The organism is Conexibacter stalactiti, assembly GCF_033542075.1.
In the GTDB taxonomy this organism is placed as follows: domain Bacteria; phylum Actinomycetota; class Thermoleophilia; order Solirubrobacterales; family Solirubrobacteraceae; genus Conexibacter; species Conexibacter stalactiti.
Genome location: NZ_JAWSTH010000015.1, coordinates 67,103 through 78,296, shown reverse-complemented (window position 1 = coordinate 78,296; position 11,194 = coordinate 67,103). Strand labels below are relative to the sequence as shown.

Sequence of the window (11,194 nt, the reverse complement as noted above, 5' to 3'; positions counted from 1 at the left end):
CAAGCGCCGGGCGCCAAGCGGCGGGCGGCGGGCGGCAAGCGGCGGGCGCGCGACCGGCGTCGGCGCGCGCCTGCCATCCTCCCCTCCCGCATGTCGCGCCACCGCCCCCTCGCCATCCTGCTCGCCGCGCTCGCGCTCGGCGGCTGCGGAACGGTCGGCGACGACCGCCCCCAGGTCGACGCCACGCTCGTGCTGGCCGGCCCGCCGCAGGCGACCGACGCGCCCCTCGCCGCCGCGATCGAGCGCGGCTACGACGGCGCAGAGGGGGTCAACCTGACGCTGCGCAAGCCGCGCGGCGCCGCGCCCGCCGCCGGCGTCAGAGCACTGAAGGCGCGCAGAGCCGACTTCGCCGTCGTCGACGTCGCGACGCTCGGCGCGGAGAGAGAGCTGGTCGGCGTGATGGCGCTCGTCAACGCCCCCGACGGCGACCGCGCCCCGCTCGTCGTGCTGGCGACGACGAGACGGCGGCTGGAGGAGGACCCGAGCGTCGCGAAGGCGGCCGTCGCGGCGATCCTGCGCGGCTACGAGCAGACGCAGGTCGATCCCCAGAGCAGCCTCAGCGACCTGCAGGCGCAGTTCGACGGGCTCGACCGCAACGGCCTGGAGGCGCGGCTCGCCGCCGCGCAGGAGCAGCTCTTCCCGCCCGGCCGCCAGCTCGGAGCGCTGCCGCTCAACGACCCGCGCTTCGACACCTCCGTCGTGCCCGCCGCCGTGGCGACGACGCACGACTCCTGAGCAGCGGCGAGCTCCCCCACCGTCACGGTGGGAAAGGCTCCGCTGCTCGCGCTAGCGCGACAGCGTGCGCCGCACGAGCCCCGGCGCGACGACGCGCAGCGCGGCCGCCAGCGCATACGGGCGCGGGACGTAGCGCTCGGCCTTGCCGCCGGGGCCGGCGTCGTAGATCGCGTCGGCGACCTTGTCGGCGGTCGAGACGAGCCAGCGCGTCGTCGCTCTGTCGACGAGCGCTCTCTGCGGGAAGCCCTCGGTCGCGACGAAGCCGGGCAGCACGAGGCCGACGTGGACGCCGTTGCGGCGCTCCTCCAGGTGCAGCGAGTCGGTCCAGCCGGCGAGCGCGAACTTCGACGCCGAGTAGGCGCCGCTCTTGGCGCGGCCGACGCGGCCGGCGGTCGAGGCGACGTTGACGAGCGACGACGGCGCGCTCGCGCGCAGCAGCGGCAGCAGCTCCTCGCTCAGCCGCACGACGGCGTCGAAGTTGAGCGCCATCGTTCTGCGCACCTCCTCGTAGCCTCTCGTCGCGAACGATCCGCCCCAGCCGGCGCCGGCGTTGTTGACGAGCAGGTCGAGACGGCCGCCGTGCTCGCGTTCGAGCACCTCGCGCACGTGCGCGGGCGCGTCGTCAGCGGTCAGGTCGGCGGCGATGACGGTCGCGCCGCCCAGCTCAGCCGACAGCGCGCGCAGCCGCTCCTCGCGGCGCGCGACCAGCACCAGGTTCCAGCCGCCCTCGCGCGCGAACCGCCGCGCGGTCGCCTCGCCGATGCCGGATGAGGCGCCTGTGATGACCGCGATCTTCATCGGCCGAACGCTAGCGGCGCGGCCTTCCGCGCGTCGCGCTTGAACATCGCCCGCCCGTCGCGCTTGGCGGCGTCGCGCGACGCCTCGCGCGCGCCTACTGCGCGCGCAGCTTCTTGAACTCGTCGCGCACCGAGTAGGGACGACCCCACATCTGCGTCACCTCGACGCGCCCGGCACGCGACTCGCGCAGCGCCAGCTCGCCCGTGATGCCGGCGTCGTCGAGCAGTCTCAGCGCGCCGTGGACGGCCGGCACCGCGGCGGCGTGGCCGAAGCGGTGGGCGACGAGCAGGCGCCAGTGCCAGTCGTGTCTGGAGTAGGGCTGCGCGTTGCACGTGACGAGGTAGGTGGCCGCGTCGACGTAGCGGGTCTCGTCCTCGATCCGCAGGTCGAGCTCGAGGTCTGTCCAGTCGTCGGGCAGCGAGTCGACGATCTGCGTGAAAGTGTCGGCGAGAGGCATGACGTCGAAGGTTACGACGAAAGGCCGCGGCGCGCACACGCGCGCGAGCACCGCGCCCGACGCTCAGCCGAAGAAGACGTCGACCAGCAGGAAGACGTTGAGCGCGACGATCGCCGCCGCCAGCAGGCCCGCCACGACGGTCGTCGCGCGGCGGTTGACGAGCGTCCCCATCACCTCGCGGCTGCTCGTCAGCAGGATCAGCGGCACGACCGCGAACGGGATCCCGAACGACAGCACCACCTGGCTGATCACGAGCGCGCGCGTCGGGTCGAGCCCGAGCGCCAGCACGATCAGCGCCGGCGTCATCGTCACCAGCCGCCGCAGCGCGAGCGGGATCGTGCGGTTGATGAAGCCGGACATGATCACCTGGCCGGCGTAGGTGCCGACCGAGGAGGAGGCGAAGCCCGACGCCAGCAGCGCGAGCGCGAAGGCGAGCGCCGCGCCGCTGCCGACGAGCACCTCGAAGCCGTGGTGAGCGCCTTCGAGCGTGTCGACGTCGGGGATCGCGGCGCCGTGGAAGAGCGCGGCGGCGATCACCAGCATCAGCATGTTGACGACGCCCGCGACCGACATCGCGATCACGACGTCGATCGTCTGGAAGCGGAAGAGGCGGTGGCGCTCGGCGTCGTTCTCGACCGCGATCCGTCTCTGCGTCAGCGCCGAGTGGAGGTAGATCACGTGCGGCATCACGGTCGCGCCGAGGATCCCGCAGGCGAGCAGGACCGAGTCGCCGCCGGCGAAGCCGGGGACGAGCCCGCTCAGCACCCCGCTGGCGTCCGGCCCGACCTTCAGCGTGTCGTAGAGGAAGCCGAGCAGGATCACCGCGAGCATCCCGCCGATCGCCAGCTCGAAACGGCGGTAGCCCTTCGTCTGCAGCGCGAGGATCCCGAAGGCGACGACGGCGGTGATCAGGCCGGCGACGAACAGCGGCACGCCGAACAGCAGGTTGAGCGCGATCGCCGCGCCGATGAACTCGGCCAGGTCGGTCGCCATCGCGATCAGCTCGGCCTGTATCCAGAGGCCGAAGGAGGCCTTTCTCGGCAGCCGCTCACGGCACAGCTCGGGCAGGTTCCTGCCGGTCGCCAACCCCAGCTTCGCCGACAGCGTCTGGATCAGCATGCCGATCAGGTTCGCCGCGAGGATCACCCACAGCAGCGTGTAGCCGTAGCTGGCGCCGCCGTCGATGTTCGTCGCGAAGTTGCCGGGGTCGACGTAGGCGATCGCGGCGACGAAGGCGGGGCCGAGCAGCGGCAGGACCCCCTTCAGCCCCCTGCGCGAGCGGATCTCCCGCAAGGACGAGGGCGCCGGCGGCGCGACCTCGGAGGCGGCTTCTGCGGTGGTGACGGGCGGCGGCGGAGGGGGCGGGCTCACCGCCCGACCTCGACGCGCATCGCCGCGGCGAGCGCGCCGCCGAGCACGTGCACCTCCTCGGCGGCACCGAAGCGGACGAACAGCGGGCCGTCGCCGAACGGCTGCTTGTCGACGACCTCGAAGCTGTCGCCGGGACGAATCCCGCGCTCGTCGAGGTAGCGCAGCATCGCCGGCTCCTGGTCGGAGATGCGCGTGAAGGTGCCGCGGGAGCCGGGCTCGAGCCCCGCCATGCTCTCCCCCGGGCGCTCCTCGATCGTCAGCTCGCGCGTCGGGATCGGGTCGCCATGCGGGTCGTGCGTCGGGTGGCCGAGTCTGGCGGCGATCAGCTCCTCCAGCTCCTCGGAGATGTGGTGCTCGAGCACCTCGGCCTCGGCGTGGACGCGATCCCACGGCATTCCCAGCGACTCGGCCAGGAACTGCTCCATCAGGCGGTGGTGGCGCAGCACCTCGAGCGCGACCTTGCGGCCGGGCTCGGTCAGCTTGACGCCCTTGTAGGGGACGTGCTCGACGAGACCAAGCTCGTCGAGCTTGCGCACCATCCCCGAGGCGGAGCCGGCGGTGACGCCGAGCCGCTCGGCGAGCGCGTTGGTCGTGACGGCGCCGCCGCCGCGCGTCTCCAGCGCGTAGATCGCCTTCGCGTAGTCCTCGACCGCGGTCGAGTGCGGCTGCGAAGAGGAAGAGACCATCGCGATCGATTATGGCACGCCTAAAACGCACCCGGGCGCCCGGCTCGCACCCGGGCACGCGTGCTTCGCGCGCGTGGGCGCGGCACGCCGCGCATGGGCGCGGCAGGCGCGCGACTATGCTCGGAGCAATGGGCACGACCGAGCAGCTGAGCGAGGCCGAGCGCGCGGTGCGCGCGGGCGCCGGACTCGTCGACCGCTCCGCGCGCGGCAAGCTCGCGCTCAGCGGCGGCGAGACGAAGAGATTCCTGCAGGGGCAGATCACCAACGACGTGGTCGCGCTCGAACCGGGCCAGGGCCTCTACGCCGCGTTCCTGACGGCGAAGGGCAAGATGCTCGGCGACCTGCGCGTGCTCGACAGCGGCGACGAGCTGCTGCTCGACACCGAGCGCGTCGCGCTGCAGGAGCTGTTCAACATGGTCCGCCGCTACTCGCTCGGCTTCGACGTCGAGCTGCACAGACGGACGCTGGAGCGCGGGCTGCTGTCGCTCGTCGGGCCGCGGGCGCGGGCGCTGCTCGGCGACGCCGCCGCCGGCCTCGGCGAGCAGGAGCACGCGCACGTCGCGACCACGGTCGACGGGATCCCCGTGCGGCTGATCGCGACCGACGTCGGCGTCGACCTGCTGCTCGACAGCGCGCGGACGGAGGCGCTGGCGCAGGCGCTCGTCGCCCGCGGCGCGCTCCCGGTCTCCGACGAGGTCGTCGAGACGATGCGGATCGAGCGCGGCCGACCGCGCTACGGCGTCGAGCTGGACGACTCGACGATCCCGCAGGAGGCAGGCCTCAACGAGCGGGCGGTCTCCTTCACGAAGGGCTGTTACGTCGGCCAGGAGACGGTCGCGCGGCTGTTCTACAAGGGCAAGCCCAACCGTCACCTGCGCGGCCTGCGGCTGGCGGTTCCGGTCGAGCCGGGCAGCGAGCTGACGCTCGACGGCAAGCGCGTCGGGACGGTCGGCAGCGTCGCGGTCTCGCCCGTGCACGGGCCGATCGCGCTCGCGCTGGTGCGGCGCGAGGCCGAGCCCGGCAGCACCGTGACGGTTGGCGAGACGACCGCCGAGGTCGCCGAGCTGCCCTTCTGAGCGGGATGGCTCGCACGCGCGCGTGACCGCAACTCAACTGCCCTGTCCCCGTTCCGTCGTGTGACGACGGCTACCCTGGGTACGATGTCTCCAGCACGGGGGCACCATCGAAGGAAGGAGGCGCCCGGATGACGACGTTCGCAGCAGACCACGACACGGACCGCCAGCTCAGAGAGCTCGACGACCGTACGCGCACGGCGTGGGATGACTACCGGAGCAGCATCACGGAGCTGGCCGGCGTCGAGTACGAGGACGCCGAGCTGATCTCGTGGGAGCGCCTGCAGCAAGCGCTCCATGACGTCGCCGCCGAACGCCAGCGCCTCGTCGGCGCTGGACGTGAGGACGACTCCGAGCACTGACCCCGGACCAAGGTCGCTCAGCAATTCCGCCGCCCGACGCTCCCGCATCGACTCCAGGAGATGCGGGAGCGTCGACGCGTGCCCACACATATGTGGGGAAACCCCGCACATCGGCGGTATCGGACGATCGACTGCTCGCGATTGACTGGTCAGTCGGCTAAGGTTCCGCCACCGCCGTCGGGCATGGGCATCGCCGACGGCGATCCCGGTGGACGGACCGGAAGCGAAGAGGAGATCAGGGCCAGGATGCGGAAGCGGATGGTGGGGGCGATCAGCGTCGCGATGCTCGTCGCCGGGTGCGGGTCGTCCGAGGAATATGCGAACGACCCGCGGCCCCCGAAGCCGATCAACGTGTCGGTCAGCATCACCGACGCGCGCGTGCTCGTCTCCCCCGCGAGACCGGGCGCGGGACCGGCGATAGTGACGGTCTCCAACCAGAGCGCGAGATCACGCGACCTGAGACTGGCGCCGCCGGAGAACTCCAACAGCGCCTGCCTCGAGGCAGACGCGTCGAGCGGCCCGATCAACCCGATGGGCACCGCGCGCCTCACCGTCGACCTCGTCGAGGGCGACTGCCTCATCTCCGCCGGCGGCAGAGACGGTCCCAGACCGGCGACGCTGACGGTCGGCAGAGAGCGCGAGAGCTCGCAGCAGAAACTCCTGCTCCCCTGACCGGGAGTCGCGAGCGCACCATCTCGCGGCGCATGCCGCGATCCGATGTCGTTCAAAGACGGCCCGGTCTGATCACGACATCGGATCACGGCCTGCATCCACGATCCGGCGCTCTCGCTCCCCCGGTCGCGGCAGCCAGTCAGTCCGCTGACAATACTTGCACTTGCGCAAGCAATCATCGCGCGCAATACTTGCATACGTGCAAGCAAGCAATCCTCCCGTGACGCTGACCGGCCCGCCCGCGGCGCCGAAGCCCGGCTCCTCCGCCCCCGCCGACGTCGCGCGCGACCTCTACGCGATGTTCTTCACGCTCAACCAGCGGGTCTCGCGCGACCTCTTCCAGATGCTCGGCGACATGGGCCTGTCGATCACGCAGTTCAAGCTGCTGCACTTCCTCGCCCGCGCCCCCGACGAGGCCGGTACGAGCGTCAAGATGCTCGGCGAGCAGTTCAGCCTCTCGCTCGCGGCCGCCAGCCGCGCCGTCGACGGCCTCCACCAGCGCGGCTACGTCAGCCGCGAGGAGTGCCCCTCCGACCGCCGCAGCAAGCGCGTCGCGCTCACCCCGGCCGGCGCTGAGGCGCTCAGAGAGGTCCACGCGACCAACGTCTCGCTGCTCGCCGGCTTCACCGCCACCCTCTCCGACGACCAGCGCCGCGCGCTCGCCGACGCGATCGCCCCGCTGCTGGCCCTGTTGGACGTAGAACCGTCAATGGAAGGCCCCTCCAGATGACCGCACGGATCCGCGCACTCTCGCTGACCGAGGAGAACCGCCGCTGGTGGACCCTCGGCGCGATGTGCTTCGCCCTCTTCATGCTGATGCTCGACAACACCGTCGTGAACGTCGCGCTGCCGTCGATCCAAGAGGATCTCGGCGCCGACCTCGCGGCGCTCGAGTGGACGATCAACGCCTACACGCTCTCGCTCGCGGTGCTGCTCGTCGTCGGCGGCCGCCTCGGCGACATCTTCGGTCGCCGCAGGATCTTCCTCGGCGGCGTCTCGGTCTTCGCGCTGTCCAGCGCCGCGATCGGGCTGGCGCCCAACGACACGCTGCTGATCGTCGGCCGCGCGATCCAGGGCGTCGGCGCCGCGATGATGATGCCGGCGACGCTGTCGATCGTCACCAACGCCTTCCCGCCGGAGGAGCGCGGCAAGGCGCTCGGCACGTGGGCCGGCGTCTCGGCGCTCGCGCTCGCGATCGGCCCGGTCGTCGGCGGCTTCCTGACCGACTACGTCTCGTGGCGGGCGATCTTCTTCCTCAACCTGCCGGTCGCCGCGGCGGCGATCGCGATGACGCTCTTCTCGACGCGCGAGTCGCGCGACGAGACGGTCGGGCGGACGATCGACTACGCCGGCATCGTGACGCTGACGATCGGCCTGACCGGGCTCGTGCTCGGCTTCATCGAGGCGAATCGGTGGGGCTGGGGCTCGACGAGAATCATCGGACTGTTCGCGCTCGCCGTCGTCGCGCTCGCCGCGTTCGTCGCGATCGAGCTGCGCGTGAGAACGCCGATGGTCGACTTCGGCGTCTTCAGATCGCGCCAGTTCCTCGGCGCCAGCAGCGTCGGCTTCATCGTCTCCTTCGGGATGATGGCCGTCTTCTTCTTCACCGCGCTGTACATGCAGAACATCCTCGGCTACACGGCGCTGGAGGCCGGCGTCCGCTTCCTGCCGATGACGCTCGTGCTGATCGTGATGGGGCCGCTCGCCGGCCGCCTGACCGACAGAATCGGACCCAAGCCGCTGCTCGTGACCGGCATGCTGATCGTGGGCATATCGCAGCTGTGGCAGTCGTTCCTGACCGCCGACACCGGCTACGCCTTCCTGCTGCCGAGCTTCGTCCTGCTCGGGGTCGGGATCGGGCTCGTGATGTCGCCGATGACGACCGCCGCGATGAACGCCGTCGACCGCACGAAGGCCGGCGTCGCCTCCGGCGTGCTGTCGATGGGGCGCATGGTCGGCTCCAGCTTCGGCGTCGCGATCTTCGGCGCGATCGTCGCCACGGTCGGCTCCTCGAAGCTGAGAGAGTCGCTGCCGGGCGTCCCGGTCGCGACGCGCGACCGCCTCGCCGAGTCGCTCGGCGGCGGCGGGGTAAGCGACGGCGCCGCCCCCGCGCGCGTCGTCGACGCGACCCACGACGCCTTCATCTCGGCCTTCGGGACCGGCATGAAGATCAGCGGCGTGGTCGCGATATTCGGCGCGCTGGTCGCCTTCACGCTGATCTCCGGCAGACGGCCGCCGGCTGCCGAGCAGGTGCCGGTCCCGGCGCCCGAGCTGGCGCCGGAGCCCGCGGCCGCATAGGTTCCCGGGCCGAAATGCTCTTCGACGCGATCAGAGGCGACCAGCTCGACGACCTGCTCGCGCGGAGAACGTTCTTCTGGCTGGACCTGTTCCAGCCGAGCGACGACGAGCTGGACATGCTGGCCGACAAGCTCGGCTGGCATCCGCTCGCCGTCGAGGACACGAAGGAGTTCGAGCAGCGGCCGAAGCTCGACCGCTACGGCGACCACATGCTGCTCGTCTTCTACGGCGCGCACGGACTGAAGCCCCACCACGACGACGCCGACGGCGACAGACCGGCGCTGGTCGAGGTCCACCTGCTCGTCAGCGGCGACTGGATCGTCACGATCCGCCGCCACAGATGCGACGCGCTGGAGGAGCTGCGGCACAACTTCCGCCACAGCGGTCACGACCCCGAGAGCGAGCAGTTCGTCGTCTACCGCATCCTCGACGTGCTGACCGACACCTTCTTCCCCGTGCTCGACGAGATCGACGAGACGATCGACGCGCTCGAGGACGCGATCCTGCTGAGAGCCGACGACGAGCAGCTGCAGAGAGTCTTCAGGCTCAAGCGCGCGCTCGGCGTGCTGCGGCGCGTCGTGCAGCCGCAGCGCGACCTCGCGCAGCGGGCGATCGAGGACATCAACGAGCTGCCCGGCCTCTCGCTCGGCGCGCGCGACTACTTCCGCGACGTCTACGACCACCTGATCCGCGTCAACGACTCGATCGAGTCCTATCGCGACCTGCTGACCGGCCTGATGGACATCTACCTCTCGACGACGTCCAACCGCATGAACGCGGTGATGAAGCAGCTGACGCTCGTCTCGACGATCTTCCTGCCCGTCACGGCGCTGACCGGCTTCTTCGGCATGAACTTCGGCTGGATGGTCGGCCACATCGACGGCTTCTGGCAGTTCGCGCTGTTCGGCGTCGGCGGCGCGCTGTTCGCCGCGCTCGGCCTCTTCGCCTGGTTCAAGCGCGCCCGCTTCTTCGACTGAACGGTCGCGTCTGGGCGAACCGGGGCTCCTTCGCGGCGCCCGGATCTACCATCGACGCCCGTCCACGAGCAGGAATGAGGTGGTTGTGGCTGTTGACGTGAGCCAGATCGCGACGGTCGACACGGAGCCCGGCACGCTGCCGGCGACGATGACGGCATGGGTGATCCGCGAGGAGCGGCTCGGGGAGCCGGTAGACGCGTTCCAGCTGGAGGAGATCGAGACGCCCCAGCCCGGGGCGTTCGAGGTCATCGTGCGCGTGATGGCGGCCGGCGTCAACTTCAACAACGTCTGGGCCGCGCTCGGCGAGCCCATCTCGGTGATGAAGTACGGCGACCACCCCCAGTACGGCCACCACATCGGCGGCTCCGACGCCTCCGGCATCGTCTGGAAGGTCGGCGACGGCGTCACCCGCTGGAAGGCCGGCGACGAGGTCGTGATCCACTGCAACCAGGCTTCCTACGAGGATCCCGAGGTGCACGGGCTCGACCCGCTCGCCGCGCCCTCGCAGAAGATCTGGGGCTACGAGACGACGTGGGGCTCCTTCGCCCAGTTCACGAAGGTGCAGGCGCAGCAGCTGCTGCCCAAGCCCGCGCACCTGTCGTGGGAGGAGGCCGCCTCGTACGGCCTCACCTACTTCACCGCGTACCGCATGCTGATGGACCAGGCGAAGCTCCAGCCCGGCCACCGCGTGCTGATCTGGGGCGCCGCCGGCGGCCTCGGCGTCTTCGCGACGCAGCTCTGCAAGATCGCCGGCGCGCAGTCGGTCGGCGTCGTCTCCTCGCCGGAGAAGGGCGAGCTGGTCAAGCAGCTCGGCGCGGTCGGCTACATCGACCGCAACGACTTCAAGGGCATGATGCGCAAGGGCGGCGAGACGCCCGAGGAGGACAAGGCCCGCTTCAAGGAGTCGCGGCGCTTCTGCAAGGCCGTCGAGGAGCAGCTGGGCGGCGCGCCGGACATCGTCTTCGAGCACGTCGGCAGAGCGACGTTCCCGACGTCGGTCCTCGCCGTCAAGCCGTTCGGTAAGGTCGTCATCTGCGGCGCGACCTCGGGCTTCCAGCTCGACTTCGACGTACGGTACCTCTGGATGAAGCAGAAGCAGATCATCGGCTCACACTTCGCGAACGCCTGGGAGGCGACGAAGGCCAATGAGCTGATCGAGCAATCGCTCGTCCGGCCGGTGCTGTGGCAGACGATGGGCTTCGAGAAGGTCGCGGAAGCGCATCAGCTCCTTCGAGACAACAAGCACCTCGGCAAGATCGCGATCCTCGTCGGTGCCACCGCCGAAGGTCAGGGCAAGACCGCCGACGGTCCGGGTGCGATCCGAGCAGAGGTGGGTGCGTAACCGCACCCACCAGGAGGTTCCAATGGCCGGTGTCGTTCACATCCCCTGGTACGCCACTCTCTTCCGTCACGAGAGACTGGCTGCCGCATTGACGGAGCTCGCTCCGCTGGCGCTGAAGTACGGCGCGACGGAGGTGCAGCTGCACCAGTCGCGCGACGACCGCTACAGATTCGACCACATGTGCTGGTTCGAATCGAGAGCGGACTGGGAGCGCTTCTGGGAGAGCGACGAGCTGATCCGCTTCCGCGCCAGATACTCCGGTCAGTACCAGGTGCCGCTGCTGTACGTCTGGCAGGACGTGCTCGCGCGCGTCCAGGTCGAGCCGGAGCCGGAGGCCGTCGCGGTGGTCGAGGTCGTCGAGACCGAGGTCGTCGTGGTCGAGAAGCCGGCCGACGCCGCCTAGGAACGCTTCGCCGCGCAGGA

General features: G+C 70.6%; 13 protein-coding genes and 1 pseudogene. 9 read left to right on the top strand and 5 right to left on the bottom strand.

From position 1 onward, the window contains the following. A pseudogene (locus R7226_RS08425) lies at nucleotides 1–735 on the top strand (hypothetical protein); the annotation flags it as partial. Between the two features lie 51 nt (nucleotides 736–786). On the opposite strand, the gene R7226_RS08420 reads toward R7226_RS08425, so the two are convergent. From R7226_RS08420 to R7226_RS08405, 4 genes are all read right to left on the bottom strand, one after another. Beyond that, the gene (locus R7226_RS08420; RefSeq protein ID WP_318596626.1) at nucleotides 787–1,533 is read right to left on the bottom strand and encodes an SDR family NAD(P)-dependent oxidoreductase; all 747 of its coding nucleotides are present in this window, start codon (nucleotides 1,531–1,533) and stop codon (nucleotides 787–789) included. A 94-nt stretch (nucleotides 1,534–1,627) separates the two neighbouring features. Next, nucleotides 1,628–1,990 carry a hypothetical protein gene (locus tag R7226_RS08415; protein WP_318596625.1) on the bottom strand — a complete coding sequence of 121 codons (363 nt, stop codon included), beginning with the start codon at nucleotides 1,988–1,990 and terminating at the stop codon, nucleotides 1,628–1,630. A gap of 63 nt (nucleotides 1,991–2,053) precedes the next feature. Continuing rightward, nucleotides 2,054–3,361, bottom strand: coding sequence for an Nramp family divalent metal transporter (locus R7226_RS08410; RefSeq protein WP_318596624.1), 1,308 nt, complete (start codon nucleotides 3,359–3,361; stop codon nucleotides 2,054–2,056). Then, entirely contained in the window at nucleotides 3,358–4,047 is a 690-nt protein-coding gene (locus R7226_RS08405; protein ID WP_318596623.1) for a metal-dependent transcriptional regulator, read from the bottom strand. Before R7226_RS08405 ends, R7226_RS08410 begins: the two co-directional genes overlap by 4 nt. Before the next feature lie 128 nt (nucleotides 4,048–4,175). Between R7226_RS08405 and ygfZ the strand changes: the two genes are divergently transcribed. Then, nucleotides 4,176–5,123, top strand: a complete 948-nt coding sequence (gene ygfZ / locus R7226_RS08400; RefSeq protein WP_318596622.1) for a CAF17-like 4Fe-4S cluster assembly/insertion protein YgfZ — start codon at nucleotides 4,176–4,178, stop codon at nucleotides 5,121–5,123. Between the two features lie 128 nt (nucleotides 5,124–5,251). Continuing rightward, nucleotides 5,252–5,482 carry a hypothetical protein gene (locus R7226_RS08395; protein ID WP_318596621.1) on the top strand — a complete coding sequence of 77 codons (231 nt, stop codon included), beginning with the start codon at nucleotides 5,252–5,254 and terminating at the stop codon, nucleotides 5,480–5,482. A 149-nt stretch (nucleotides 5,483–5,631) separates the two neighbouring features. Here the strand turns inward: R7226_RS08395 and R7226_RS08390 are convergent, their stop codons facing one another. Further along, nucleotides 5,632–5,847, bottom strand: a complete 216-nt coding sequence (locus tag R7226_RS08390; RefSeq protein WP_318596620.1) for a hypothetical protein — start codon at nucleotides 5,845–5,847, stop codon at nucleotides 5,632–5,634. Between R7226_RS08390 and R7226_RS08385 the strand changes: the two genes are divergently transcribed. The 6 genes from R7226_RS08385 (at nucleotide 5,834) to R7226_RS08360 (ending at nucleotide 11,174) form a co-directional block, all read left to right on the top strand. Continuing rightward, nucleotides 5,834–6,154, top strand: a complete 321-nt coding sequence (locus R7226_RS08385) for a hypothetical protein (protein ID WP_318596619.1) — start codon at nucleotides 5,834–5,836, stop codon at nucleotides 6,152–6,154. The two genes, R7226_RS08390 and R7226_RS08385, sit on opposite strands and share 14 nt — an antisense overlap. A 199-nt stretch (nucleotides 6,155–6,353) precedes the next feature. Further along, nucleotides 6,354–6,884 (top strand): MarR family winged helix-turn-helix transcriptional regulator, encoded by a 531-nt coding sequence (locus tag R7226_RS08380; protein ID WP_318596618.1) that lies wholly within the window; start codon nucleotides 6,354–6,356, stop codon nucleotides 6,882–6,884. After that, the gene (locus R7226_RS08375; protein WP_318596617.1) at nucleotides 6,881–8,452 is read left to right on the top strand and encodes an MFS transporter; all 1,572 of its coding nucleotides are present in this window, start codon (nucleotides 6,881–6,883) and stop codon (nucleotides 8,450–8,452) included. The genes R7226_RS08380 and R7226_RS08375 overlap by 4 nt, the downstream gene beginning before the upstream one ends. Nucleotides 8,453–8,466: 14 nt before the next feature. Further along, nucleotides 8,467–9,429 (top strand): magnesium/cobalt transporter CorA, encoded by a 963-nt coding sequence (gene corA, locus R7226_RS08370; protein WP_318596616.1) that lies wholly within the window; start codon nucleotides 8,467–8,469, stop codon nucleotides 9,427–9,429. Between the two features lie 97 nt (nucleotides 9,430–9,526). After that, on the top strand, nucleotides 9,527–10,771 hold the full coding sequence (gene ccrA, locus R7226_RS08365) for a crotonyl-CoA carboxylase/reductase (protein ID WP_318596615.1): 1,245 nt from the start codon (nucleotides 9,527–9,529) through the stop codon (nucleotides 10,769–10,771). A 22-nt stretch (nucleotides 10,772–10,793) separates the two neighbouring features. Continuing rightward, the gene (locus R7226_RS08360; RefSeq protein WP_318596614.1) at nucleotides 10,794–11,174 is read left to right on the top strand and encodes a hypothetical protein; all 381 of its coding nucleotides are present in this window, start codon (nucleotides 10,794–10,796) and stop codon (nucleotides 11,172–11,174) included. Nucleotides 11,175–11,194 lie beyond the last annotated feature (20 nt).

What these genes read in the sequence shown, in the direction of transcription:
- R7226_RS08420 (WP_318596626.1), bottom strand. Translation starts at nt 1,533, where the DNA reads ATGAAGATCGCGGTCATCACAGGCGCCTCATCCGGCATCGGCGAGGCG.
- R7226_RS08415 (WP_318596625.1), bottom strand. Translation starts at nt 1,990, where the DNA reads ATGCCTCTCGCCGACACTTTCACGCAGATCGTCGACTCGCTGCCCGAC.
- R7226_RS08405 (WP_318596623.1), bottom strand. Translation starts at nt 4,047, where the DNA reads ATGGTCTCTTCCTCTTCGCAGCCGCACTCGACCGCGGTCGAGGACTAC.
- ygfZ (WP_318596622.1), top strand. Translation starts at nt 4,176, where the DNA reads ATGGGCACGACCGAGCAGCTGAGCGAGGCCGAGCGCGCGGTGCGCGCG.
- R7226_RS08395 (WP_318596621.1), top strand. Translation starts at nt 5,252, where the DNA reads ATGACGACGTTCGCAGCAGACCACGACACGGACCGCCAGCTCAGAGAG.
- R7226_RS08390 (WP_318596620.1), bottom strand. Translation starts at nt 5,847, where the DNA reads ATGCTGACCGACACGTTGATCGGCTTCGGGGGCCGCGGGTCGTTCGCA.
- R7226_RS08375 (WP_318596617.1), top strand. Translation starts at nt 6,881, where the DNA reads ATGACCGCACGGATCCGCGCACTCTCGCTGACCGAGGAGAACCGCCGC.
- corA (WP_318596616.1), top strand. Translation starts at nt 8,467, where the DNA reads ATGCTCTTCGACGCGATCAGAGGCGACCAGCTCGACGACCTGCTCGCG.
- R7226_RS08360 (WP_318596614.1), top strand. Translation starts at nt 10,794, where the DNA reads ATGGCCGGTGTCGTTCACATCCCCTGGTACGCCACTCTCTTCCGTCAC.